General features: G+C 69.9%; 24 protein-coding genes. 9 read left to right on the forward strand and 15 right to left on the reverse strand.

The annotated features are described in order from the left end of the window. Window positions 1–83 precede the first annotated feature (83 nt). The gene (locus tag LX88_RS38305) at window positions 84–590 is read left to right on the forward strand and encodes an RNA polymerase sigma factor (protein ID WP_258952648.1); all 507 of its coding nucleotides are present in this window, start codon (window positions 84–86) and stop codon (window positions 588–590) included. Continuing rightward, window positions 587–1,345 (forward strand): hypothetical protein, encoded by a 759-nt coding sequence (locus LX88_RS38310; protein ID WP_258952649.1) that lies wholly within the window; start codon window positions 587–589, stop codon window positions 1,343–1,345. The genes LX88_RS38305 and LX88_RS38310 overlap by 4 nt, the downstream gene beginning before the upstream one ends. 46 nt (window positions 1,346–1,391) lie before the next feature. On the opposite strand, the gene LX88_RS38315 is transcribed toward LX88_RS38310, so the two are convergent. Next, window positions 1,392–4,571, reverse strand: a complete 3,180-nt coding sequence (locus tag LX88_RS38315; RefSeq protein ID WP_258952650.1) for a S8 family serine peptidase — start codon at window positions 4,569–4,571, stop codon at window positions 1,392–1,394. A gap of 127 nt (window positions 4,572–4,698) precedes the next feature. On the opposite strand from LX88_RS38315, the gene LX88_RS38320 reads away from it, so the two are divergent. Then, window positions 4,699–5,187, forward strand: coding sequence for an HIT family protein (locus tag LX88_RS38320; protein ID WP_258952651.1), 489 nt, complete (start codon window positions 4,699–4,701; stop codon window positions 5,185–5,187). A 97-nt stretch (window positions 5,188–5,284) separates the two neighbouring features. On the opposite strand, the gene LX88_RS38325 is transcribed toward LX88_RS38320, so the two are convergent. Next, entirely contained in the window at window positions 5,285–5,635 is a 351-nt protein-coding gene (locus tag LX88_RS38325; RefSeq protein ID WP_258952776.1) for a GNAT family N-acetyltransferase, read from the reverse strand. Here LX88_RS38325 and LX88_RS38330 point away from each other — a divergent pair. Further along, a complete protein-coding gene (locus LX88_RS38330; RefSeq protein WP_258952777.1) occupies window positions 5,522–5,884 on the forward strand; it encodes an O-methyltransferase in 363 nt (120 codons plus the stop codon). The genes LX88_RS38325 and LX88_RS38330 overlap by 114 nt on opposite strands. A gap of 47 nt (window positions 5,885–5,931) precedes the next feature. Here LX88_RS38330 and LX88_RS38335 read toward each other — a convergent pair whose 3' ends face one another. Then, entirely contained in the window at window positions 5,932–7,188 is a 1,257-nt protein-coding gene (locus LX88_RS38335) for an HRDC domain-containing protein (RefSeq protein WP_258952652.1), read from the reverse strand. Between the two features lie 70 nt (window positions 7,189–7,258). Continuing rightward, entirely contained in the window at window positions 7,259–7,975 is a 717-nt protein-coding gene (locus tag LX88_RS38340; protein ID WP_015099292.1) for a response regulator, read from the reverse strand. A 255-nt stretch (window positions 7,976–8,230) separates the two neighbouring features. Here LX88_RS38340 and LX88_RS38345 point away from each other — a divergent pair, with 255 nt between their 5' ends. Then, complete coding sequence (locus LX88_RS38345) at window positions 8,231–9,373, forward strand: dipeptidase (protein ID WP_258952653.1); 1,143 nt, start codon at window positions 8,231–8,233, stop codon at window positions 9,371–9,373. 17 nt (window positions 9,374–9,390) lie between these two features. Here the strand turns inward: LX88_RS38345 and LX88_RS38350 are convergent, their stop codons facing one another. Beyond that, complete coding sequence (locus LX88_RS38350) at window positions 9,391–9,933, reverse strand: DUF3000 domain-containing protein (RefSeq protein ID WP_045314992.1); 543 nt, start codon at window positions 9,931–9,933, stop codon at window positions 9,391–9,393. 72 nt (window positions 9,934–10,005) lie between these two features. Between LX88_RS38350 and hemE the strand changes: the two genes are divergently transcribed. The 3 genes from hemE to hemQ are packed head-to-tail and all read left to right on the forward strand — an operon-like array spanning window position 10,006 to window position 13,183. After that, window positions 10,006–11,040 carry a uroporphyrinogen decarboxylase gene (hemE, locus tag LX88_RS38355; RefSeq protein ID WP_258952654.1) on the forward strand — a complete coding sequence of 345 codons (1,035 nt, stop codon included), beginning with the start codon at window positions 10,006–10,008 and terminating at the stop codon, window positions 11,038–11,040. Beyond that, window positions 11,040–12,467 carry a protoporphyrinogen oxidase gene (hemG, locus tag LX88_RS38360; RefSeq protein ID WP_258952655.1) on the forward strand — a complete coding sequence of 476 codons (1,428 nt, stop codon included), beginning with the start codon at window positions 11,040–11,042 and terminating at the stop codon, window positions 12,465–12,467. Before hemE ends, hemG begins: the two co-directional genes overlap by 1 nt. Window positions 12,468–12,490: 23 nt before the next feature. After that, window positions 12,491–13,183, forward strand: a complete 693-nt coding sequence (gene hemQ / locus LX88_RS38365) for a hydrogen peroxide-dependent heme synthase (protein ID WP_258952656.1) — start codon at window positions 12,491–12,493, stop codon at window positions 13,181–13,183. A 12-nt stretch (window positions 13,184–13,195) separates the two neighbouring features. On the opposite strand, the gene LX88_RS38370 is transcribed toward hemQ, so the two are convergent. From LX88_RS38370 to LX88_RS38415, 10 genes are all read right to left on the reverse strand, one after another. Continuing rightward, window positions 13,196–16,282, reverse strand: a complete 3,087-nt coding sequence (locus LX88_RS38370) for a S8 family peptidase (protein ID WP_258952657.1) — start codon at window positions 16,280–16,282, stop codon at window positions 13,196–13,198. Window positions 16,283–16,456: 174 nt separating this feature from the next. After that, window positions 16,457–16,828: an SCO6045 C-terminal-like domain-containing protein gene (locus LX88_RS38375; protein WP_258952658.1), complete on the reverse strand. Its 372-nt coding sequence runs from the start codon at window positions 16,826–16,828 to the stop codon at window positions 16,457–16,459. Next, window positions 16,821–17,639 (reverse strand): MbnB/TglH/ChrH family RiPP precursor modification enzyme, encoded by an 819-nt coding sequence (locus tag LX88_RS38380; protein ID WP_258952659.1) that lies wholly within the window; start codon window positions 17,637–17,639, stop codon window positions 16,821–16,823. The genes LX88_RS38375 and LX88_RS38380 overlap by 8 nt, the downstream gene beginning before the upstream one ends. Next, window positions 17,639–18,409: a TIGR04222 domain-containing membrane protein gene (locus tag LX88_RS38385; protein WP_258952660.1), complete on the reverse strand. Its 771-nt coding sequence runs from the start codon at window positions 18,407–18,409 to the stop codon at window positions 17,639–17,641. Before LX88_RS38385 ends, LX88_RS38380 begins: the two co-directional genes overlap by 1 nt. Beyond that, window positions 18,409–19,179: a TIGR04222 domain-containing membrane protein gene (locus LX88_RS38390; RefSeq protein WP_258952661.1), complete on the reverse strand. Its 771-nt coding sequence runs from the start codon at window positions 19,177–19,179 to the stop codon at window positions 18,409–18,411. Before LX88_RS38390 ends, LX88_RS38385 begins: the two co-directional genes overlap by 1 nt. 11 nt (window positions 19,180–19,190) lie before the next feature. Further along, a complete protein-coding gene (locus LX88_RS38395) occupies window positions 19,191–19,973 on the reverse strand; it encodes a TIGR04222 domain-containing membrane protein (RefSeq protein WP_258952662.1) in 783 nt (260 codons plus the stop codon). Window positions 19,974–20,062: 89 nt separating this feature from the next. Further along, window positions 20,063–20,950 carry a TIGR04222 domain-containing membrane protein gene (locus LX88_RS38400; RefSeq protein WP_258952663.1) on the reverse strand — a complete coding sequence of 296 codons (888 nt, stop codon included), beginning with the start codon at window positions 20,948–20,950 and terminating at the stop codon, window positions 20,063–20,065. A 256-nt stretch (window positions 20,951–21,206) separates the two neighbouring features. Then, entirely contained in the window at window positions 21,207–21,629 is a 423-nt protein-coding gene (gene msrB / locus LX88_RS38405) for a peptide-methionine (R)-S-oxide reductase MsrB (protein WP_090013446.1), read from the reverse strand. 112 nt (window positions 21,630–21,741) lie between these two features. After that, window positions 21,742–22,032 (reverse strand): hypothetical protein, encoded by a 291-nt coding sequence (locus LX88_RS38410; protein ID WP_258952664.1) that lies wholly within the window; start codon window positions 22,030–22,032, stop codon window positions 21,742–21,744. Between the two features lie 65 nt (window positions 22,033–22,097). Beyond that, window positions 22,098–23,051, reverse strand: a complete 954-nt coding sequence (locus LX88_RS38415; RefSeq protein ID WP_258952665.1) for an asparaginase — start codon at window positions 23,049–23,051, stop codon at window positions 22,098–22,100. A gap of 103 nt (window positions 23,052–23,154) precedes the next feature. On the opposite strand from LX88_RS38415, the gene LX88_RS38420 reads away from it, so the two are divergent. Continuing rightward, the gene (locus LX88_RS38420) at window positions 23,155–23,808 is read left to right on the forward strand and encodes a GntR family transcriptional regulator (RefSeq protein WP_258952666.1); all 654 of its coding nucleotides are present in this window, start codon (window positions 23,155–23,157) and stop codon (window positions 23,806–23,808) included.

A 23,808-nucleotide genomic window follows, 5' to 3' on the forward strand; every position in this document is an offset into this window, starting at 1 on the left:
CGTCCGCAAAAGAACTGTTGCAATGGCCTCGGCGCGAGGTGAAAGAGCGGGCGTCCTGCCGGACATGACCCGGGGTGGAGCAGGTGGACGTGGAACCGCGCCAGACGGGTTTCGAGGCCGTCGCGCAGGAGCTGATCGAGCCGCTGCGCCGGTACCTGGCGCGGCGGACCGATGCCGCGACCGCGGACGACGTGCTGTCCGAGACGTTGCTCGTTGCGTGGCGCCGGCGTGACGAGATGCCGGCCGAACCGCTCGCCTGGGCGTACGCCGTCGCGCGCAACTGTCTCGCCAACGCGGACCGCACGCGGCGCAGGCAGGACCGGTTGCTGGTGCGGATCTGGCAGCTCGCGAGACCGCCCGAGCACGCGCCGGCACGGGACGACCCGGATCCGGGGCTGGCCAGGGCGCTCGCGCGGTTGTCCTCCGCGGACGCCGAACTGATGCGGCTCTGGGCGTGGGAGGAACTGGGCCCCGCCGAGATCGCCCAGGTCGTCGGGATGAGTGCCAACGCGGTCAGCATCCGGCTGCACCGGGCACGCCGGAAGTTGAAGTCCCTGCTGGACGAGCAGGCGGAAGGAGAGCGGCCATGACCGACGACGACCTGCGCGACCGGATGCGCCGTGCCGATCCGGCGGCCTCCCTTCGTCCGCTGCCCGATGACGAGGCGCGGCGGCTGGTGGCCGGAGCGGCGCTCGGCAGTCCAGTGGTGCCGCGGTTCTCCTCGCGGCGGCTGCCGGTGCTGGTCGGGGCCGCGGCCGCGATCGCGTTGGTCGCCGGGATGTTGGTGCTGACCAGCGGTGGTTCCGAGCAGACACCGGGAGCGGGCGTGGCGTTGCCGACGTCGACGCAGCGCGGTCCGGAGACCGGTGTGGTGAACGGATCGGGGCTGCCCGATGACGGTGGGGGACGACCGAGCGCCAGCGGCCAGCCGCAGACCGTCACCAGCACGCCGCCGGAGACCGCGCCGCCGGCCACCACCCCGTCTGAAGGCCGCAAGACCACGGTCGCCGTGCTCACGGAGGGTGTCGACGATCCGGACGTCCGGTGCCGCAGGCCGGAGGCGGCGGTGCTCGGGGAACGCGCGCAGATGGCGTTCGAGGCGACCGTGCTGCGGCTCGAGGGCGGTGTCGTGACGCTGCAGGTCCACCGCGCCTGGATCGGCGAGGCCGATCTCGTCGAGGTCAGGAACGCCACCGGCGCGCCGGTGCTGGCCGGGTTCGAGCCCGAGGTCGGCCGGAGGTACCTCGTCGCGGCGAGCGATCTGCAGGTCATGGGCTGCGGCTACAGCGGACTCGACGAGCCCGAGCTGCGGGCCGTCTACGACGAGGCGTTCCCGAAGCGCTGAAGGACGACGGCGATGCGCCCTGCCACGGGCGCATCGCCGTTCCGGGTTACTTCGTCAGGTAGGCGTTGATCACGGTCTGGGTGACCGAGTCACCGCCCCTGCCGACGGCCGTGGCCCGCAGCGAGACGCTGCCGCCCCTGGCCGGGTTGACCACGAGCAGCGAGTCGCCGAAGACCAGCGCCTTCTGCCAGGTCGCGCCCTTGTCGTAGGACACCTGCGCGGTCAGCGACCTCGTCTTGCCCTGCACCGTCAGCGGGATCCGCTGGAACCGGTGCGCGGGAAGCGTTCCGTCGAGGCCGAGCTCCGGCGTGAACCTGACCATCGACAACGGCACCTGCGTGACGCCCGGGGTCGTGGCCGAGTCGAAGCCCCACGTAGTGGTGACCGAGGTGCTGATCGCCGCGACGCCCGACCGGTTCGCCGTGGTGGTCAGCTCGTAGCGGCCGGGAGCCGCGGGCATCGAGAAGAACGTCTCCAGGTCGAGCGGCCGGTCCGTCGAGTCGACCACCTCGCCGCCGACCTTCAGCACCGTCGAGCCCGACTCCACGGCCGAACCGCCGGAGCGGCCCTGCCCGTCCGCGAAGAACGGCAGGCTGCCGAAGAGGATGTCCCCGTCGCGGTAGAGGCCGACGCGACGCTCGTCGGTGAGCGCCGGGCCGAAGACGCCGGTGTTGAAGGTCTTCCGGTAGGTGCGGCCCGGCTTGAACTGCTCGTTCTCGGCGTTCCAGTACGCCTCGGAGACGTCGCCGTGGTCCTGTTCGAAGCGGAGGCTCCAGGTGTTGTTGGGGGAGTGCAGGTTCAGCTTTCGCGTGTGCGGCAGCGCATACCCGAACGCCACCCCGAACAGCGGGCTGTCACCGACCTCGGCCTGCGCGTGCAGGTAGCCGGTGCGTCCCTCGGCGGTGGCGCCCGCCGAGGCCGTGATGGTCACGAGGTCCTTGGACTTCAGCTGCTTGCGGTAGCCCGTCCAGAACTTCGTGAGCGTCGTGTTCTGGTCGACGACGTGGAACTCCTCGCGGCCGGCGCCCGTGTAGGAGGCGATGACCAGTTCGTTCATCTCGCCGGACTTGCCCTCGGGACCGACGTGCGCGGTGCTCAGGACACTGAGCGGCACGCCGAGCAGGCCGAAGCCGTACTCCATCGACGGCATCTTGTGGCCGACGCGGATGTACGCGTGGCGCTCGGCCGGCTTGCCCGGCAGTCCGATGTCGACGGGCTTGGCCTGGCGGGCGTCGAGCGTGATCGTGGTGTCGGCGCCGATCTCGATGTTCGTGCCGTTGAACCAGTTGTAGTACGGGTTCGGCTGGTCGGCGGGGATCCACTGGTGGCCGTTGAGCAGGTAGCGGCCCTTGGCGACGCGCAGCGACTCCAGGCCGGTGCCGAGACCGGCGTAGGCACCCGTCGCGTCTCCGGTCACGCCCTGCAGGCTCGCGCCCCAGTTCGCGGCGGGCTTGCCGTCGCGGCCGATCGCCTTGACCGTGATGGTGTAGCGCTCGGGTTCGCGCGTCACGGCCGCAGGGGTCACGACGGACTGGCCGCCGCCGCTCGCGTTGATGTACGCGCTGAACGTGCCGGACGCGTCACCGCCGAGCTTCGTGTCCGCTGTCAGAGTGGTGGTGGCCGTGCCGTGTGCGGGCACGGCCAGAGTGGTGTCCTTGAGCGTGAAGAAGCCCTGCGGTGCCGCCGTGTCGACCTTGAGCGTGAGGGTGACCGGCTGGTCGCCCTCGTTGCGGTAGACGACGTTCTTGGTCATCGGGGCGTCGTCGTGGTGCGGCCACAGCGCCGTGCCGAAGGAGACCGAGCCGGACGAGATCGTCTGCTTGATCGCCTGGGCGACGTCCGTGCGCCCGGCACCCTGTTCGAACGGGTTGTGCGCGCCCGGCTTCGCCGACGCCATCAGCGCCGCCTTGATCTGGTCGCCACGCCAGTCGGGGTGCGCCTGCGCCAGGATCGCCGCCGCGCCCGCGACGTGCGGGGTGGCCATCGACGTGCCGTTCAGCGAGATGTAGCCCTCGGCCGGACTGGGCATGCTTTCGCCGAGCCTGCCCGCCGCCGCGGCGCCGATGCCGACGCCGGGAGCGGTGATGTCCGGCTTGATGGCGCCGTCACCGTTGCGCGGACCGGTGCTGGAGAAGCTCGCGAGCCTGTCGTCACGGTCCACCGCACCGACGGTGAGAGCGGCGTCCGCGCTGCCGGGGGACCCGACGGAGTTCGGCCCGGCGTTGCCCGACGCGATCACGAACAGCGTGCCGGTCTCCTGCGAGAGCCTGTTGACCAGGATCTCCATCGGGTCCAGCAACGGGCCGTCGTCGCCGCCGAGGCTCATGTTGACGACGTCCGCCTGCTGTTCGACCGCCCACTCGATGCCCGCGAGGATCCCCGACTCGTAGCCGGACCCGTCGTCGCCGAGCACCTTGCCGTCGAGGATGCGCGCGCCGGGGGCCACACCCTTGAACTCGCCGCCCGACTTCGCCCCGGTACCGGCCGCGATGGACGCGACGTGCGTGCCGTGCCCGACGCGGTCCTGGTTGTCGGGGGAATCGGTGAAGTTCTTCTCCGCGATCTCCTGCGTGGTGAGGTCCGGATGCGTGTTGTCGACGCCGGTGTCCAGCACGGCGATCTTCACGCCCTTGCCGTCGAACCCGGCCTGCCACGCCTGCGGCGCCCCGATCTGGGCGGTGCTGCGGTCGAGCGCGGCCTTGCGCACCGCGTCCAGCCAGATCGTGGTCTGCGCACCGCGGCCGGTGGCCAGTGACTTCCACACGTCCGGGGCGCTGCCGGCGGTCACCGTGACGGCGTCGACGCCGATGCGGCTGAACGACCGCGCGGCCGGCAGACCGGACCCTGCCGACACGAGCACGCCGAGACCCTGGCGCTTGGTGTACTCGGGCCTGCTCAGGAGAGCGAGGTCGAACAGGCGCCGGTCCAGCCGGCCCTGGGTGATCATCGGCTCCACGTCGGCGGGCACGGCGTAGAGGTGCGCGCCGTCCTCTCTCGTGGAGACCGCGATGTGCTCACGGCCTGGTGCGGGCTTGAACTGGATCGGCTTGCCCTTGTCGTCGGTCAGCACCTGGTCGCCAGTGAGGAGGGTGATCCAGTGCTGCTGGCCGGACGTCCGGCTGGCACCTGTCGTGGTGCCGGCCGTGGTCGCGGCGGCGGGGGTGGCGCCGCTCAGGGCCGTGGCCAGCATGAGGCCGGCCACGGTGAGGGGGAGATGAGGTTTCAAGGGAGGCCTCTCCTAGGGACGGACAACTCCTCGGCGGCATATGTCCGTCACCCGCCCCGATATTTCGCAACGGCAACTGTCAACACTTCCGGCGGCGCTGCTGAGCGCGGTCCAGTACAGCTGGATCATGACCACTCGCGTGCCCTGGGCCGCCGACAGCTACCTTGCGCTCGCCCGCCGGGCCTGCTTCATCTGCGAACTCCTCGCCGGCAACCCGGACTACCCGCACCACGTCGCCTACCGCGACGAGACCGCGATCGTCTTCGCGAGCAGGTTCCCCTCGGTAGTCGGCCACTTCCTGGTGGCGCCGGTCGACCACCGCGAGCACGCCGTCACCGACTTCACGCCCGACGAGTACGCGGCGATCCAACGCGTCGTGCACCGGGCGGGCACCGCCCTGAGTTCGTTGCTGCCCGTCGAGCGGCTCTACGTCCTGTCGCTCGGCAGCCAGCAGGCCAACCGGCACGTCCACTGGCACCTCGCGCCGTTGCCGCCCGGTGTGCCTTACGAAGATCAGCAGATTGCCGTCTTCGAGGCTTCACGCGGCGTCCTCGACTTGCCCGACGACGAGGTCGCGGACCTCGCTCGGCAGCTCGGCGAGCGCATGGCCGAGTGAGTAGCGAGCGATATATCAGTTCAACACCGTTATGACCTGCTGCTTAGCAATGACTCTTTGGACTTCGCCCGCAAAAGAGTCGTTGCAAGGGGTGGGATCAGGGGAGGCGGAGGAGCCAGCGGGTCTCGCCGTCGTGGACCTCGTCGGTGGCGGTGAGGCCGGCGGCCGCAGCGACGGCGGCGGACGCGTGGTGGTCGGGGTGGACGTGTGCAATCACAATGCGGACCGGTTGGGTGGCCAGCCAGGTGACGAGACCTCGCGCGGCTTCGCGGGCGATGCCGCGGCCCTGCCACGGCGTGCCGACGACCCACGCGATCTCGGCCGATTCGTCGGCGTGGGTGATGGTCGCTTGGACGGTGCCGGTCAGGCGGTCTTCGTCGCGAAGGCGGCGCGGAGGAACCTTGACGAGGCGGGGCTCGGTGGAGTCGTGACGATCCTGCCCGGCGATGCTCGTCGCACGTTGGCGGATATCGCGGGGCCGATCGGGCTGGTGCTGCTCGACGGGTGGAAAGAGCTGTGCTTGCCGGTGTTGCGGGATCTGGAGTCTCGGCTCGCGCCCGGTGCGCTCGTCGTCGCCGACGACATCGACCAGGACTCGATGGCCGGTTATCTCGAATACGTGCGCGATCCGGCTAACGGATACGTCAGCGTCGCGTTTCCCGTCGAGGACGGAATGGAGATCAGCTGTCGTGCGTGAATGGGTCACGCACGACAGCTGATATATCGGATATCAGTTAGAGGGCCTCACTCGGACGGCGTCGGTGCCGTTGCCGTCAGCGCCTTGGAGAGGGCTTCCAGCGTGAGGTCGATCTGCCACGACCTGGCCCCTCCGTCGCGCAGCACGGTGGCCACGGATTCGGGGGAGAGGTCGGCCGGCGGTTGCCAGCAGGTGCGGCGCACGAGGTCGGGCAGCAGCAGGTTCTCCACCGGGAGGGTGTTCGCCTCGGCGATGGTTCCCAGTGCCGCCCTGGTCGCGGCCAGGCGGGCCGCGGCGTCCGGGTCCTTGTCCGCCCAGCGGTTGGGCGGGGGCGGGCCGTCGTGCTGGCCCGCGGGCTCCGGGAGCTCCGACTTCGGCAGGGCGCCTGCCTTGCGCAGGGCGTTCATCCAGACGCTGGACATGCGGCGCTGGGACCGCCCGCGGAAGACCGGCAGGGCGAGCAGTTCGGCCTCGTTGGCCGGGTTGCGGGCGGCTGCCTCCATGAGCGCGGAGTCCGGGAGGACTCGGCCTGGGGCGATGTCGCGTTCGCGGGCCACGGTGTCCCGGGCTTCCCACAGCGAGCGCACGAGGGCCAGTTGCCGCTGGTTGCGCACGCGGTGGATACCTGACGTGCGCCGCCAGGGGGCGGTGCGGGGGCGCGGCAATGGCGCCGTCCGCACCGCCTCGAACTCTTCGAGCGCCCAGGCGAGTTTGCCCTGGCGCTCCAGCTCTGTTTCGAGAACGTCGCGCAGCTGCACGAGCAGCTCCACGTCGAGAGCGGCATACGTCAGCCAATCGGCAGGAAGGGGCCGGCGCGACCAGTCGGCCGCGCCATGCCCCTTCTCGAGCCTGTAACCGAGTAGCCGTTCCACCAGCGTGCCCAGTGCGACACGTTCGAACCCAGCCAGCCTGCCCGCCAGCTCGGTGTCGAACAGCACGCCGGGTCGGAGCCCGAGTTCGGCGAGGCACGGCAGGTCCTGAGACGCCGCGTGCAACACCCACTCAGTGCCCTCGAGCGCCTCCACCAGTGGGTCTAGCCGTCCGCCAAGGGCGATCGGGTCGACCAACCAGGTGCCGGCGCCTTCCCGGCGCAGTTGCACCAGATAGGCACGCTGTGAGTAGCGGTAGCCCGAGGCTCGCTCGGTGTCCACCGCGACCGGGCCCTTCGCCCCGGCGAGCGCATCAGCGGCTCGCCGGAGCGCAGCTGGATCGGCGACCACGGGCGGGACCCCATCAGCAGGTTCCGTCAGCGGTACCGGTTCTGGTCCGGTTGGTGCGGTTGGCTCGTCGGCGGGTACATCCACAGGGGATGACCCTACGACGATCGCACCACTCACAGGTGTTCTCGGCCGGTTCAGTGCTTCAAACCGGTATCTAACGGATCACGCCGGCACGCATTGCCAGCGCGACCATCTGAGCGCGATCTCCTGTGCCCAGCTTCCGGCCGATCCGCGACAGGTGAGACTTCACCGTCAACGCGGACAAGCTCAGAGCCTCGCCGATTTCCTTGTTGCTCTGGCCATCGGCGACCAGCTGGAGCACCTCGACCTCACGCGCGGAGAGTTCCCGCGGCGTGTTGTCCGTGCCCGGCACCCGAGTACCCGCTGCGAGTACTGGTGCCACGCTCGGATCTGCGTAAACGCCACCATCGAGAACCCTGCGCACCCCGTCGGTGACCACCATCGGAGAGGCGGACTTCAGGAGGTACGCCTGGGCGCCCGCCTGGAAGGCCGACCTGACCGCGTAGGGGTCGTCGGAGGATGCGAGGACCACGATGCGGGGCCAGCCCTGGGCACGGAGTTCCGTGACCAGGTCGATGCCGGTGCCATCCGGCAGACCCAGATCGAGGATCGCGAGGTCGCATGGTCCGGTAGCGAGTGCCCGCGCCCGAGCCTCCGCCACCGAAGCGGCCTCATGAACTGTGCCGGCTCCCATTTGTGTGAGCCGGGCTGATATCGCCTCCCTCAGCAGTGGGTGGTCGTCGACCACCAGCACTGAAAAAAGCTCTTCCCGCGGGTGCGGGACCATGTTCGCCGGCAACGAGCCGGCTGGCGTGGTACGAACGGCCTGACCTAAGCCGACGGCAGCCACGTCACTACCTCCCTGGAGTCGGTCGTGCCCCCCGACCGGCACCGGAGACTTTCGTCCAATCAGCCGCGCCACTGATCGACCGAAAGTGGTGTCGTCTGGGGCAGCGTAGCCGCCCATGCGGGTCTACGGGACGATCAATCGGGTATCTATCCCTATTGAGTTGTGACAGATGGCCCCATGTGTCACACGATTGGATGACAACTAGATAGGGGGTGTAACGCGAGCCCCTCTCAGAACGACATCTTGGAGTTGGTTGTGCCTAGCAGTTCTGGTGTCGAGCGGGCGCGGGCGTTGCTGCGGCGCGTTCCCCTCGTCGACGGCCACAACGACCTGCCGTGGGCTCTGCGCGAGTTCGGCGACGGAACGGGCGAGGACGTCTACACGACCGCCGCGAAGATCGATCTCACGGAACGTCATCCCAGCCTGCACACGGACCTCGTGAAAATGCGCGAGGGCGGCCTGGGGATGCAGTTCTGGTCCGTCTGGATCCCCGGCAGGCTGGCGGGCGACGGAGCGGTGACCGCCGTGCTGGAACAGGTCGAGCTGGTCTACGAGCTCGCCGGGCGGTACTCCGGCCACCTGGGCATCGCGACGACCGCCGCCGAGGCCGAAGAAGTTTTCCGCTCCGGGCGTGTCGCCTCCCTCCTCGGGGCCGAGGGCGGACATTCCATCAACTCTTCACTCGGTGTCCTGCGCGCGTTGCGCCGCCTGGGCGTCCGCTACATGACGCTGACGCACAACGACAACACCCCGTGGGCCGACAGCGCGACTGACCAGCCAGAACACGGCGGGCTCACCGAGTTCGGCCGCGACGTCGTGCGCGAGATGAACCGCATCGGCATGCTCGTCGACCTGAGCCACGTCGCGCCCAGCACGATGCACGCCGCGCTCGACACGAGCGTCAAGCCCGTCATCTTCAGCCACTCGTCGTGCCGTCACGTCGCGGACCACCCGCGCAACGTCCCGGACGACGTGCTGGTCAAGTTGAAGGCGAATGGCGGTGTGGCCATGATCACATTCGTGCCGAGCTTCGTCTCACCTGGGTTCGCTGAATGGGACGCAGCCCTTCGTGACGCCATGACGGCGGCCGGCGCGAACCACGCCGACATGGGGGAGCGCAAGACGTTCAACGAGGAGTGGGTCGTCGGCCACCCGGCGCCGACCGCGACGCTCGACGACGTCGTCGCGCACGTCGAGCACGCGCGCGAGGTCGTCGGCATCGACCACATCGGCGTCGGCGGCGACTACGACGGCGTCCAGGCGCTGCCGCAGGGGCTCGAGGACGTGTCGACCTACCCGAACCTCTTCGGCGCGCTGCTCGACAAGGGCTGGTCCGAGGACGACTGCGCCAAGCTCGCGGGCGCGAACGTCCTCAGGGTCCTGCGCGACGCCGACTGACGGGCGACGCCGACTGACTAGCGCTGCCCGAACATGGTGACGCCGACCGGCGGCAGCCCCACGGCCGTCGCCATCAGCTCGTAGAACGCGGTGCCGTGCTCGGCGAGTTCCCCGTCGAGCGCGGTCCACGACGCACGCAGCTCCAGGTCGTCGGTGCGCGCGGGACCCGCTATGTCGCCGAACCGGGCCGACGACGTCTGCGTCACGGTGCCGCCCAGCGCGGTGAACCCGGCGCCGGACTGCTCCAGCGCCTCGGTCAGCCACGACCACCCGACCTCGGGCAGCAGGGGGTCGGACGCCAGCTCGTGGTCCAGCTCGACACGCACGTACGCCACGACGCGAAGGACACCGCCCCACGCCTCGTCGCCGTCCGGATCGTGCAGCAGCACGAGCCTTCCGGTCGACAGTTCGTCCGACGGGCCGGTGACCTCAGCCGTCAGCGCGTACGCCCACGGAGCGAGCCGCTGCGGTGGGCGAACTTCGGTGAGTTCGATCTCGGGCCTGTGGCGAACCGACTTGAGCGTCCCCACCGCCCGGCGGAAGATTTCCGGCTCGGTCACACAACTGACTGTATGCCTCGCAATCCGGCCGGGTGATGGCGGCACGCCGAGACGTGGGACCATGAAAGAGATATGAGCACTCAAGTTCCCCTCCTCGTGGCCGCAAGTGGCGGCACCCCGTCGCACACCCCTGTCTGGTTCATGAGGCAGGCGGGACGGTCGCTGCCCGAGTACCGGGCGCTCCGCCAGGGCACCGCGATGCTCGACGCGTGCATGGACCCCGAGATGGTCTGCGAGATCACCATGCAGCCCGTCCGGCGGCACGGGGTCGACGCCGCGATCCTCTTCTCCGACATCGTCGTTCCGCTCAAGGCCGCCGGTGTCGACCTCGACATCGTCGCGGGCACCGGTCCCGTGGTCGCGCACCCCGTCAGGACGCTCGAGGACGTGAATGCTCTTCCCGAGCTGCACGCCGAGCAGGTCCAGCCGGTCGCGGACGCGATCGGGTTGCTGCTCAAGGAACTCCCGCAGGAAGTCGCCCTCATCGGGTTCGCCGGAGCGCCGTTCACGCTGGCCTCCTACCTCGTCGAGGGCGGGCCGAGCAAGAACCACGAGCGCACCAAGGCGCTCATGCACGGCAACCCGGAGCTGTGGCACGCGCTGCTCGCCAAGATCGCCGGCGTCACGACGGCGTTCCTGCACGCGCAGCTCGACGCGGGCGTCCAGGCCGTCCAGCTGTTCGACTCGTGGGCGGGCGCGCTGTCCGAGTGCGACTACCGCGAGTTCGTGCTGCCGCACTCGAAGCGCGTCCTGGAGACGATCACCACCGTCCCGCGGATCCACTTCGGCGTCGGCACCGGCGAACTGCTGCCCGCGATGCGCGAGGCCGGCGCGGACGTCGTCGGTGTCGACTGGCGCCTCCCGCTCGACGTCGCCGTGCGGCGCCTCGAGCAGGCGAACCCCGAGTTGCCGAAGCCGGTCGTGCAGGGCAACCTCGACCCGGCGCTGTTCTTCGCGGGCTTCGAGGCCGTCGAACGCGAGGTGCGCCGCATCCACGCCGAGGGCAAGGCCGCCGCGGGCCACATCTTCAACCTCGGTCACGGCGTGCTGCCCGACACCGATCCGGAGATCATCACCCGGACCGTCGAACTGATCCACAGCTTGTAATGCAGGCAAGAGCGCCACACGTCGCAGTCGTCGGGGGAGGCATCTCCGGTCTCGCCGCCGCGCACCGGTTGAGGATGCTGCTCGGGCCCGCCGCGCGGATCACGGTGATCGAGCAGTCCGACCGGCTCGGCGGCAAGCTGCGCACGACCGAGCTCGCGGGCGTGCGGTTCGACGTGGGCGCGGAGGCGTTCCTGCACCGCAAGCCCGAGGCGCAGGAGCTGATCAACGAGGTCGGGCTCGCCGGACAGGTCGTGCACCCGACGGCCGCGAAGGCGAGCGTGCACGCGGCCGGGCGCACGCACCAGCTGCCGGCGCACACGTTCATGGGTGTTCCGGCGAGCGTCGAGACGGTCCGGCACATGCTGTCGTCCGAGGGCGCGCTGCGGGTCGAGATGGAACCGACGCTGCCGCCGGTCGAACTCGGGGGCGGCGACGTCGCGGTCGGCGCGCTGATGAAGGACAGGTTCGGCCCGGAGGTCGCGGACCGCCTGGTCGGCCCGTTGCTGGGCGGTGTCTACGCGGGTCGCGCGGACGAGCTGGGCCTGCGCGCCACGATGCCGCAGATCGCAACGCTGCTGGACAAGGGCGTCGGCTCACTGCTCGCGGCCGCCGCGATGATGATGCCCGCGCCACCACAGCCCCGTGCTGCCCGCCCGCCGGTCTTCGCCAGCCTCACCAACGGCGTGTCGTCGCTCGCCGACCGTCTCGCCGAGGTCGCGAAGCCCGAGGTCAGGCTCGGGTTACCGGTCCGCGTGCTGTCCTGGCTCGGCGCCGGCTGGCGGCTCGAGATCGGTTCGGCCGCGACCCCGGAGTACCTGGAGTGCGACGGCGTCGTCCTCGCGGTCCCGGCCCCGTCCGCGCGCAAGCTGCTGCACGAGATCGCCCCGCAGGTGTCCGCGGCGTACGGCAAGGTCGAGGTCGCCTCGATGGCCGTGGTCGCGCTGGCCCTGCCTCCGGGCACCGAACTGCCGCAGCGCTCCGGCGTCCTGATCGCGGAGGGCGAGCGGTACTCGGACCGCATCACCCCCTTCACCGCCAAGGCCTTCACGTTCTCCAGCCGCAAGTGGTCGCACTACGGCGAACCTGTCATCCTGCGCGGTTCGGTCGGGCGGCACGGCGAGACGGCGCTCCTGCAGCGCAGCGACGCCGACCTCGTCAAAGCCGTGCGCAACGACCTGCACGAGCTGACGGGGATCAAGGCCGCGCCCATCGACTACGTGGTGCAGCGCTGGGGCGGTGGGCTGCCGCAGTACGGCGTCGGCCACAACGACCTGGTGGACACCATCGAACGCGGCATCGCCGACGTGCCGGGCCTCGCCGTCGCGGGCGCCACCCTGCACGGAGTGGGCGTACCGGCCTGCATCGCGACCGCCGACGCGGCCGCCGCCCGTGTCGCAGCACACCTGCTGGGCCGCGTTCGCCGTTGAGAGGCCCGTGCCAAGATGGACGTATGGCGCGCCTGAACTACAACGAGCTCAACGACACCATCCGCTACACGATGTGGTCCGTGTTCCGGGTCGAACCCGGCAAGCTGCCGGACGACCGTTCGGCCGCCGCCGGTGAGACCCAGAACTACCTGGACGCGTTGGAAGGCAAGGGCGTCGTCGTGCGCGGCGTCTACGACGTGGCCGGTCTGCGTGCCGACGCGGACTTCATGATCTGGTGGCACGCCGAGGAGATCGAGCAGGTGCAGGCCGCCTACACGGGCTTCCGCCGCACCCCGCTCGGCAAGGTCTCCACGCCGGTCTGGTCGCAGGTCGCCCTGCACCGCCCCGCGGAGTTCAACCGCAGCCACATCCCCGCGTTCCTCGCGGGTGAAGAGGCGCGCAAGTACATCTGCGTCTACCCGTTCGTGCGGTCCTACGAGTGGTACCTGCTGCCGGAGGAGGACCGCCGCAAGATGCTGGCGGACCACGGCAAGGAGGCCCGCGACTTCCCGGACGTGCGCGCGAACACCGTCGCGTCGTTCGCTCTCGGCGACTACGAGTGGCTGCTCGCGTTCGAGGCCGACGAACTGCACCGCATCGTCGACCTCATGCGGCACCTGCGCGGCACCGAGGCGCGGCTGCACGTGCGAGAGGAAATCCCCTTCTACACGGGCACCCGCGTCCCGGCGGCCGAGCTCGTCCTCAACCTGCCCTGATCTAGGTGGCCGCTACGCGGTCACTCGATAAGCGCGGATCACCGTCAGCTCAACGGTTCCACCCTTGGCGTCCGTCGCAGTGGCCTTCAGCGAAGTCCACTGCGCGTTCGCCGGGTTGTAGACCAACGCGCTGTTGCCGGCCACGCCCGCACGGCGCCACGACTTGCCGTCGTCGTGCGAGTACTCGACTCCGGTGATGCGCACCTTGCCCGCGTCACCCTGCGTCTGGGTGAGCAAACCGATGCGCTGCAACGTGCCCGCGGGCACCGCGCCGTTGGCGTCGAGCTTCGGTTCGAAGCGCACCACCGACAGCGGCGGCGCGTCGATCCTGCCCTCGGTGCCCTGGGACTTGAAGGTCCACACCGCGGACACCTTGGTGCTGAACTCGAACTGCGAGCTCCGGTCGATGCTCATCTCGGCGCGGAAGTCGGCCCGGGGCAGCGGCACGTCGTTGAACACCCCGCCCGGCGTGGTGGTCTCACCGAGCAGGACACCGTTGCGGTACAACGCGGTCCTGGCGCTGTCCACAGTGGACGTGCCATCGCCGTGGTTGGCGTCGCTCGTCAGCGGCACGCCGACGTAGAACTGCTTGCCGTACCGCTCGACGAACCCGTACTCCGACTCGGGCAGACCCGGCGAGAACACCGGCCGGACTTCGCGCTCCTTGTAGGTCTTGCCCGCTTCGTACTCGCGCAGCGCCGAGGTGATGCGTTCCTGCGCGCCGTTGGCGTGCCGCGTCATGATCGCGGACTGCCAGCGCACGTCCTCGGTCGTCACGTAGTCGACCGCGGTCGCGCCCGGCGCCACCGGGTAGAGCGCGGTGCTGCCGCCCAGACCCTGCGGGGACAACGGCAACTCGCCCTTCGACGCCTGGCTGTCCGGCTTCTGGCCGCCGATGGTGGACTCGACCCTGGCCAGGTCCTGCCTGGCCGGTGCCTTCACGAGGCCGACCGGGAGGCTGCCGGGCACCGGGTAGGCGAGCCGGTAGAACGTGTGCGGGTCGGCCGTGGTGTTCGCCTGCAGCATCGCGAGCGACGACAGGTCGGCGGGCGGCAGCGGTCCACCGGCCTGAGCGATCCCGACGCCCGCGAAGCCGCCGAACATGAGCATCGTGCCCTGCAGACGGCTCTCGCCGTCGACCGCACGGCGGAAGGCGATGATCCCGAGCGTGAAGTCACCGGTCTCCTCCGGCGCCTTCACCGACACGGGCTGGGCCAGCCGGGCGTCCTGCGTGACCGTCGCGTCGCCGGTCAGCTCCACGGTGGGCTGGTAGAGCAGGTCCATGTCCTGTTCACCGCTGTACAGCGTCGTGTCGAGGAAGTACGTGCCCTTGGGCAGGCGGATCTTCACGTCGCCCGTACCGGCGACCGGCATGAACGTGTCGTTGTCCAAGCCGACCAGGAACGTGAACGAGCTCCCCGCGTCCTGCCCGTCGCGGCCGATCATGTCGACCGTGAGGGTGTAGCTCTCCACCTCGCGGTCGATGCCGACGAGCGTGCGGACGGTGTGCGGACCGGACGTCGCGACGACCTCGCCCGCGTACGCGGCGTCCCGCGTGCCGGCGCGCGAGTCACCGGTGACGTTGACGGACGCGGTGCCCTTGGCGGGCACGGTGACCTTGGTGGCGCCCAGCGTGAACATGCCCGCCGGTGCGGTGCCCTTGAACGCGAGGTCGAGCGTGATGGTCGCGTCCGTCGGGTTGGTGTAGGTGATCGCCTTGGTCACCGGCTTGTCGTCACCGTGCGGCCACTCGTGCAAGCCGAGGTTGACGGTGACGTCGCCGGTCAGCACCTGCTCGATCGCCTTGGCCACGTCGATGCGCCCGGCGCCCTGGTCGAACGCGCTGACGCCCCCGGTGGGCTTGGCCGTGGTCGCGAGCGCCGACTTGAGCTGCGCCGGCGTCCACTCCGGGTGCTGCTGCTTGAGCAACGCCGCCGCGCCCGCCACGTGCGGCGTCGCCATGGACGTGCCGCTGCCCGCGAGGTGGTCGGCGGATCCGGCCTTGGCGGCGACGATGTCGACGCCCGGTGCGGTCACCTCGGGCTTGAGCCCGCTGTCCCCGACGCGAGGGCCCTTGCTGGAGAACGGCGCGATCTTGTCGTCGCGGTCGACGGCGCCGACCGACAGCGCGGCCTCGGCCGTGCTGGGGGAGCTCACCGAGCCGGGCGAGCCCGAGTTGCCCGCCGCGACGACGAACAACGTGCCGTACTGGGCCGTCAGGTCGTTGACGGCCTGCTCCAGCGGGTCGACCTCGGGGGTGTCGCCACCACCGAGGCTCATGTTGACGACCTGAGCGCCCTGCTCCGCCGCCCAGCGCATGCCGTCGAGGATCCAGGACTCCTGGCAGCCGAACTCGACGCAGACCTTCGCGTCGATGAGCTGCGCGCCCGGCGCGACGCCGCCGTACTTCGAGTCGTGGCTCGCGACGGTCGACCCGACGTGCGTGCCGTGGCCGACGTTGTCGGTGTTGTCCGGGTCGGAGGTGAAGTTCTTCTCCGCGATCTGCTGACCGGCGAGGTCCGGGTGCTTCTCGTCGACACCGGTGTCGACGATCGCGACCTTGGTCCCCTTGCCGGTGATGCCCCTCTGGTGGGCGGCCGGCGCGCCGATCTGGGCGACGCTGCGGTCGAGGCTCGGTTTGCGGATGCCGTCGAGCCAGACCTTGTCCCCGGTCGCTGCCTCGGCCTTGAGCGCCGTCCAGTCGTCCGAGGACCGGGCACCGAGTCTCGCCCGGCCGTCCACGATCAACGGCATGCGGTCGCGGTAGCCGAACTCCAGCAACGTGGTGACGTCGAAGAGCCTGGTGTCGAGCCGGCCCGCCGCCAGGGGCTCGAACGCGTCCTCAGGCACGACCACCAGGTGGCCGTCCGCGGTGCGTGCGGTCTTGAAAGCCATCTTCTTGCGGCCCTCACCGGGCTGGATCGCGACGACCTGCCTGTCGTGTCCCAGCAGGACCTTGTCGCCCGTGACGAGGGTGACCTCGTCGGCGGTCTTCTGCGGGGCGTTGCCCGCCGGTGGAGCGGCCGCGGCTGTGGCGGCCGGTGCCGCGGTCAGGGCGAGCGCCGTGACGGCGCCCAGCACTGTGGATTTTCCGCGCATTCGAATCCCCTCGTGGTTCGAATTCTGCGCGCTGTGGTCCGCGCAGGCCGGAAGGCCTTTCGCGGCAAAGCGAAGGCAATGCGAAAAGGTCCCCCAACCCTTTCGAACGTATCGATGGTGCTGGGGGTCACACAGGGCCGAACGGGGGATTCTGGCCCCCGTTTCGCTCGTCCGTCAGTTCGACTGCCAGAACTTCCAGCGCGGCTTGCGCTTTTCTGACAGTTCTCCGGAGACGCGGCACCATTCCGCGAACGACGCGGCATCCTCACGCGCGCGAGAGCCCGCACGACGTGGATGTTCGGCGGCGTAGGCGTCGAAGAGCGGCCGGAACCGGTCGCCGAGCTCGTCGGCGACCGCGGGCCCCAGCATCCGCACGATGCCGCGCCGTTTCGACAGCAACGCGAGGCGTTCGACGCCGAGGCGTTGTTCGTCGAATCCCGCCGGTGCCGGTCCGTTCGCGAGCAATGCATTCAACAGCTCGGTCTGCCGGGCGGCAAGCCTTTCGCGTGCGGACGAAAGGCTGTTCTCGTCCACGATTTCAGCCACGGTGTTTGTTCACGACCGCGCGGATCGCGGCCAGTTCGCCCGCGATTTCGGTGTCGGACGGGTAGTTGTCGTCCCGTTCCAGCAGAACGCCCGGCGGGGCGACGCGCGAGCACAGTTCGTCCAGCACTTCCAGGACTTCCGGCAGAACCGCGTGGGCGTGCGTGTCGTGGTAGATGTCGCCGTTCTGCTCGCCGCCGGCCACGTGCACGTAGGCCAGGCGCTCCAGCGGGATCTCGTCGAGGAACCGCTCCGGGTCCGTGCCGATGTTGCGGGCGTTCGCGTAGAGGTTCGCGACGTCCACGAGCAGCCAGCAGTCCGTGCGCTCGACGAGCTCGGCGAGGAACTGGCCTTCGGACAGCTCGCCGTCCGGCCACTCCAGCAGCGCGGCGACGTTCTCCAGCGCGAGCGGCACGGGCAGGTTCCGCTGCGCCAGCTTCACGTTCGCGACGAGCACGTCGAGCGCGTCCCTGGTGCGCGGCACCGGCATCAGGTGGCCGGAGTCGAGCCCGCCCGCCCGCACGAAGCACACGTGGTCGCTGACCATCGGCGCGCCGACCGCCTCGGCGACGGCGCCCAGGTGCTCGACCCGGTGGAGGTCGACCTGGTCGGCGCTGCCCAGCGAGAGCGACACGGCGTGGGGGAGCACCGGGACGCCGCGCTCCAGCAGCAGCGTCACCGACTCCGGCAGGTGTCCGATGTGGAGGTTCTCGGCGACGACCTCGACGAAGTCCACGCCGGGCAACCGTTCCACGGTCAGGTCGATCTCCGAACGCCAGCCGATGCCGACGCCCAGGTCCTTGATGCCCGCCATCAGTCGCCTCCTCCGCCGCCGCCGCCACAGCTGCTGCCGCCGCCACTGCAGCTGCTGCTGCCCGACGAACAGCTGCTGCTGCTTCCGCAACTGCTGCTGCCACACCCGCTGCCGCAGCCGGCCGCGCTCGCGGCGCCTCCGTTGCGGGCCTTCCTCTTCTTGCGCGGCAGCATTTTCACGACGCTCTGCGGCAGCCCGAAGAGCTCGCCGACGCTCTGGTTGCCGATCCTGCCGCGGAAGCCTTCCAACGCCACCGTGAGGACCCTGTCGCTCGCGGTCACGTCCTTCAACGCCGCCCTGCCCGCCCTGGTGAGCGGTTTCGCGCCGAACGTCCAGTACGCGACGCCCAAGAACGCCACCGCGCCGAAGAGGGTCCACGGCTCCAGAAAGGCCAGCAAGCTCAAGAGAACGCCGAACGCGAGGAAGACCCACCACGCCGCCAGCCGGGGGCGGGGGTCGCGGGTCAGCCTGCGTGCCCGCAGCTGCTGGTGCAACGTCCGCATCTCCGCGCTCTTCGCGGCGTTCCGCACGACCGCGTCGAACCGGACCGCCCTGCGCAGGTTGACGAGGATGAACGTCTCGACCGCGGTGGAGACGCCCAGCTCGGTCTGGTGCACGGCGGACACGAGCCCGTCGCGCGACACCCGCACGAGATCGGCGTCGAGCAGCCTGGCCAGTGCGGTCTCCGCCGCCCGGCCGGGGCCTGCCACCAGGTAGCCGATCTGCTCCGGGGGCAACCGCGTTCCGCGTGCTGTCGTCGGTGCCGCCATCAGTCGCCTCCTCCTCCGCCACCGCAGCTGCTGCCGCCGCTGCAACTCGAACCGCTCGAACTGCTGCAACCGCTGGAAGTGGTACCACAGCTACTGCTGCTGGACGCCGAACCGCACCCGCCACCGTCCGCAGTGGACCGCTTCCTGGGCTTGCGCGACCTGGGCGGGATCATCTTCACGACGCTCTGCGGGAGTTCGAACAACTCGCCGACGTGCTGCCGGGCGACCTTGCCGGTGAACCCGTGCAGCGCCACCGCGTGCACCCTGTCGTGCGCCGTCACGTGCTTCAGCGCGGCCTTGCCGGCCTTCGTGACCGGGCTCCTGCCGTACTGCAGGACGAAGAGGCACAACGCTATCGGCACGCCGGCGAAGAACGGTGGCGCGACGAAGCCCGCCACGGTCAGCACGCCCGCGACCGCGAGGGTGAACCACCGGGCCTCGCTGCGGCGGCGGGGCACCTGCAGGAGTCCGCGGCTGAAAAGGTGCCGGTACAGGTCGGCCACCTCCGTGCTGTTCGCGGTCGACTGCACGATCGTGTCGAACCGGACGGCGGTCCGCGCGTGGCCCAGCATCCGCGCCTCGATCGAGGTGGTGGCTTCGTGGCCGGTCTGGTGCACCGCGGTGACGAGGCCGTCGCGGGAGACCCGCACGAGACCGGTGTCGATCAGGCGGGCCAGCACCGCTTCCGCGGCCCGTCCGGGACCGGCCGTCAGGAAGCCGGCCTCCTCCGCGGACAGCCACGTCCCCTGCGCCGTTGTCGGTGTTTCCATCAGTCTCCCCCTCAACTGCTGGAACTGCTGCTGCAGCTACTACTGCTGCTACTGCTACAACTCGAACTGCTGCTGCTGGAACAACTGCTGCTGGAACTGCTGCAACCGCTCGAACTGCTGCTCGAACAACTCGACGTCCCGCCGCAGCTGTGGTGGTTCCAGTCGTACGAGCTACAACTGCTCGCGGCGACGTACGAAGTGGACGACGTCGAGCGCTGCTTGCCCCTGCGCAGGCCGTACAACGCCACCGAGTCCGCGCTGCTGTGCGGGTTCCTCAGCGCGTACACCAACACGGTCTTGCCGTTCCTCGTGAGCCTGCCCGGCTTGCGCAGCAGGACCACGGCCAGCACCAGCAGCGCCGTCAGCAGGAACAGCCAGGGCTCGAGCACCACGACGGCGACGAACATCGAGACGAAGGCCGGCAGGAACAGCACCAGTCGCAACGCGGCCCTGCCACCGCGAGGCCTTCCGAACCCGCGGTGCACCATCCCGCGGGCGACGAGGCCCTCCTGCAGCGAGCCCATCTCGTGGCTCGCCATCGCGACCTGCACGACCTGGTTGATCGGACGGGCGTTGCCCTGGAGTCCAGCGAGGACGTACGCCTCGAGTGCGCTCCGGGCGCCGTAACCGTTCTGGTGGACGGCGGTCACGAGTCCCTCGCGGGAGACGCGCACGAGACCGCCGTCCAGCAGCCGGGCGAGAACGGCCTCCGCCGCCCTGCCCGGTCCCCCTGCCAGGAACCCGATCTCCTCCGCGGACCACGTGGTCCGGTGCGGTGCCGAAGACTTGGACATCAGCACTCCCCTCACTGGTGTCAGTGCATCTTCGACGTGAGATCTACCCCTGGGTTCCTGTTGTTACCTGAAAAGGACCGAACGACCGGTCAGCCGCCTCCGCCGCCACCGCAACCGCCGCCTCCACCGCCGCAGCTGCTTCCGCTTGAACACGAAGAAGAACCGGCCGAACACGAGCTGTAGCCGCTGCTGCTGTAGCTGCCGGAACCGGACGAGGCGAGCAGCGAAGTGCGCACCGCCAGATCCGGGTAGACGACGAGACCGCCGAAGAGGACCGCACCGGCCGCGCCCGCGTACAGGACCTCGTCCACGCTTCCCGCCGCCCTGGTGCTCGTGCGGCGGGCGCCGGCGAGGACCTCGTTGCCCTTGCCGGTGCGCACGACCTTCTTGCCGCGGCGGGTGAGGAGCACGATCAGCAGGCCGGTGAGGACGAGCTGCACCGTGAGCCAGCCGACGGGTGCGTCGACCATGATGCCGTTGACCCAGCGCGCGACCCCGATCGCGAGGAGCACCCAGAGGGCGATGGATCCCTTGCGCACCGCGCTTTTCGCGACGTCCGGGTCGACCAGGAGGCCCATGCCCTCGAGGCGCCGGCCGATCCCCGTGACCACGGGTTCCGCCGAGACGGCCGGGATCATCAGGTTGACGGTGCGGTTGGTGTAGCGCTGGCAGTCGGTGACGACCGCGCGGTCCACCTGGTTGAGCGACTGCGTGGTGGACGTGGCCTGAACGGTGCCACGCCGTGAAGTCCTGAGCTCACCCGCGGTGAGCAGTCGCGCGACGGCCGTTTCGACCACGCGCCTTGGACCGCCCGCAAGATATGCGAGCTCGTCCATGTCGAGAGAGCGCACGGGCTGGGTGCTCTGACCAGCCCGCACGCGTACCCGGACGACGATCGCGACCAGCACCGCCAGTGCCAGCCCGATCCAGTACAGCTGAAGGAACTCCGGTCCGGACAATCCCCAAGGCCTTGGCATTCGACCCACCCCCTGACTGCCCCGAAAGTGCTTCGGTGAGTCAATGGTGTGGTCCGCGCCACAGCCCCACAAGGCTTGTTGACGAAGCCTTAGGGTTGCCGGCCTTCTGCCTCTGCTTCTTGCCTATGGCTAGCTGGACGAGCCGCCGTCGACTCCGCCGGAGCCTTCGCCGTCAGTGCCACGCAGGGCGGTGCGGAAGATCATGGTGCCTCCCAGGTCCGTCCGGATCCTTGGTGACCGGACTGAGCTCAGTCTCCTATTCGGACGGAACGAGTTTCAAGGAGACGGAGTTGATGCAGTACCGCTGATCCGTCGGCGTGGGGTACCCCTCGCCCTCGAAAACATGCCCGAGGTGGCTGTGACATGTGGCGCAGAGCACCTCCACGCGCTTCATGCCGAGCGCGCGGTCCTCACGCAGGATCACCGCGTCCCCGGCCAGCGGTGAGAAGAACGACGGCCAGCCGCAGTGCGAGTCGAACTTGGTGTCACTGCGGAAGAGTTCGGCCCCGCAGGCACGGCACTCGTAGAGGCCCTCGGTCTTGGTCTCGGTGTACTCGCCGGTCCATGGACGCTCGGTGCCCGCCTGCCGCAGCACCGCGAACTCGGCGGGGTTGAGCTGGGCGCGCCATTCCTCTTCGGAACGCACGACTTTGGGGGTGGCGCCGACAACAGGTTCCATGTCTCTTTATAACTCCGGCGTGCCCTCAGGGCTTCCCGGCGGCGCTGTGAGGGCCGGCGCCGTAAGGCCCCGTTAAGGTCTCGTTCTCGTTTGTGGCCAGAAGAAGCCCGGCTCAGAAGATGATGGCGAGGATGTCGCCGAGTGCGAACCAGATCGTGAGCAGCACGCCCAGCAGGATGAGCCCGACGACGATGACGGCGACGAGCCGCTGGTGCCCTGTCGTGCGGTTCGCCGAGTCGGCGAAGTCCTGCACGCCTTCCAGGTAGCCCTCGACGGTGTAGCCCGGGCGTTGCCGCTTCATCTTGTCGAGATGGTCGGCGAACGCCTTCGTCTCGGGGTCGTGTGGGTCGAGACCGATCAGTTCCTCCTGGAACTTCTCGTCCTCGTCCTTCGAATCGCCCATAAACCCCAGCTTAGTGGCTGGGGCGCGGGATTCGGGCCTGGCGGCCGTTGACGGGCGGCGGGGCGTCAACTCGCCAGCGCGAGCGACGGCCGGACCGCGCCGACCGCGCGGCCGTGCCCGAGAACCGGCACCGTGGCGAGGTCCTCGAGCTTGCTCACGTCGACCCCGAGCCGCTTGAGCACCGCGACGACGACGACCGCGCGGGCGCGCGACGAGCCGTCCGCGATCTTCAGCGCCACGCCCTCGCCGGTGGGCAGGCCGACCGCGTAGACGCCCTCGGCGCCGTCCTTGGCGATGACGCCGGGCAGAACGTCCATGAGCGCGGTGACGTCGCGGCCGGTGCCGCCGACCCACTGCGGGTAGGTGCTCATGGCGGTGGCGACGCGGTGTTCGAGAGTGCCCTCGGGAGCGCTGGCGAGGCGGCCGAACGCGCGGGCGAGGCCGGTGAGGCTGATGGCGAAGATCGGGGCGCCGCAGCCGTCCACGCCGACCTGGGCGACGGGCTCGCCGGCCACGTCCTCGATCGTGAGGCGGGTCGCGACCTGCAACGGGTGCGCCGGGTCCAGGTAGTCGTGGGTGGACCAGCCGTTGACGACACAGGTGGCGAGCATGGCGGCGTGCTTGCCGGAGCAGTTCATGTACTTCGGGGCGGGCGCGAGGCCCTGCGCGAGGTGCCGGGCGCGCGCCTGCTCGCCGAGCGGGAGGTCGGGGGTGCACTGCAGGGCGTCCTCGCCGAGACCGGCCGAGGCCAGGATCTGGAGGGCACCGGTGACGTGGAAGTCCTCGCCCGAGTGCGAGGCACAGGCCAGGGCGAGCAACTCGCCGTCGAGGTCGAGGCCGCCGCGCAGCATCGCGAGCGCCTGCAAGGGCTTGTTCGACGAACGCGGGAACGCGACGTCGCCGGGGCGGCCGATGGAGAGGACCGCGTCACCGGAGGCATCGGTGGCGACGACGGTGCCGTGGTGCACCGACTCGAGGAAGTCGCCCCGCCAGACCTCAGCCACCACTTCGTGTGCCATGTCGCCCCTCCAGTCCGCTCGCGAAACTGCCAACTGTCGACAGTTGACATGTTCGCTATTTTAACGGGAGGACGGCCGGTGCCGTCCAGATCAGGAGACGAAGGTGACACCTCCGGCCCCACTGCACCTCAGCCTGGCCGGGCAGGCCGTGGACGTGCTGCGCGAGCAGGTGCTCACGGGGGAGATCCCCACCGGCTCCCGGGTCAACGAGGTCGAGGTGGCGCAGAAGCTCGGCATCAGCCGCGGGCCGTTGCGCGAGGCGATCCGGCACCTGGCCTCCGAGGGCCTGCTGACGCTGGTCCCGCACCGCGGCGCGTTCGTGCCCGACGCCAGCCCCGAGGACGTCAGGGCGTTGTTCGAGCTGCGCACCGCGCTGGAGTGCGCGGCCGCGGAGCTGGCGGCGTCGCGGCGGACCGACGTCGACCTCGTGCGGCTGCAGGACGTGTGCGCGGAGAGCCGGCGCAACTACACGGCGGGGCAGCCGTTCCCGTACCGGCTGGACCTCGCGTTCCACCAGACGCTGATCGAGGCCGCCCGCAGCCCGTACATCGCCGAGCAGGTGCGGCTCGTGCAGCAACGAGTGGTGCTGCTGCGCAGTGCGCTGGACGACGACCCGCCGCACCAGCACGCGTCGCTGGACGACCACGACGAGCTCGTCCGGGCGATCGCGGACGGCGACGCGGCCAGGGCGTCGACCGTGATGCGACGGCACCTCTCCCGCGTGTGCGCGCAGATGATCACGAGCTTGACCCACTAA

Origin of the sequence: Lentzea californiensis (genome assembly GCF_024648825.1) — a bacterium.
In the GTDB taxonomy this organism is placed as follows: domain Bacteria; phylum Actinomycetota; class Actinomycetes; order Mycobacteriales; family Pseudonocardiaceae; genus Lentzea; species Lentzea californiensis.

Excerpts from the sequence above, each read along its gene's own strand:
- LX88_RS38310 (WP_258952649.1), top strand. The coding sequence starts at position 587 with ATGACCGACGACGACCTGCGCGACCGGATGCGCCGTGCCGATCCGGCG.
- LX88_RS38320 (WP_258952651.1), top strand. The coding sequence starts at position 4,699 with ATGACCACTCGCGTGCCCTGGGCCGCCGACAGCTACCTTGCGCTCGCC.
- hemE (WP_258952654.1), top strand. The coding sequence starts at position 10,006 with ATGAGCACTCAAGTTCCCCTCCTCGTGGCCGCAAGTGGCGGCACCCCG.
- hemG (WP_258952655.1), top strand. The coding sequence starts at position 11,040 with ATGCAGGCAAGAGCGCCACACGTCGCAGTCGTCGGGGGAGGCATCTCC.
- hemQ (WP_258952656.1), top strand. The coding sequence starts at position 12,491 with ATGGCGCGCCTGAACTACAACGAGCTCAACGACACCATCCGCTACACG.
- LX88_RS38370 (WP_258952657.1), bottom strand. The coding sequence starts at position 16,282 with ATGCGCGGAAAATCCACAGTGCTGGGCGCCGTCACGGCGCTCGCCCTG.
- LX88_RS38380 (WP_258952659.1), bottom strand. The coding sequence starts at position 17,639 with ATGGCGGGCATCAAGGACCTGGGCGTCGGCATCGGCTGGCGTTCGGAG.
- LX88_RS38385 (WP_258952660.1), bottom strand. The coding sequence starts at position 18,409 with ATGGCGGCACCGACGACAGCACGCGGAACGCGGTTGCCCCCGGAGCAG.
- LX88_RS38390 (WP_258952661.1), bottom strand. The coding sequence starts at position 19,179 with ATGGAAACACCGACAACGGCGCAGGGGACGTGGCTGTCCGCGGAGGAG.
- LX88_RS38395 (WP_258952662.1), bottom strand. The coding sequence starts at position 19,973 with ATGTCCAAGTCTTCGGCACCGCACCGGACCACGTGGTCCGCGGAGGAG.
- LX88_RS38400 (WP_258952663.1), bottom strand. The coding sequence starts at position 20,950 with ATGCCAAGGCCTTGGGGATTGTCCGGACCGGAGTTCCTTCAGCTGTAC.
- msrB (WP_090013446.1), bottom strand. The coding sequence starts at position 21,629 with ATGGAACCTGTTGTCGGCGCCACCCCCAAAGTCGTGCGTTCCGAAGAG.
- LX88_RS38410 (WP_258952664.1), bottom strand. The coding sequence starts at position 22,032 with ATGGGCGATTCGAAGGACGAGGACGAGAAGTTCCAGGAGGAACTGATC.
- LX88_RS38415 (WP_258952665.1), bottom strand. The coding sequence starts at position 23,051 with ATGGCACACGAAGTGGTGGCTGAGGTCTGGCGGGGCGACTTCCTCGAG.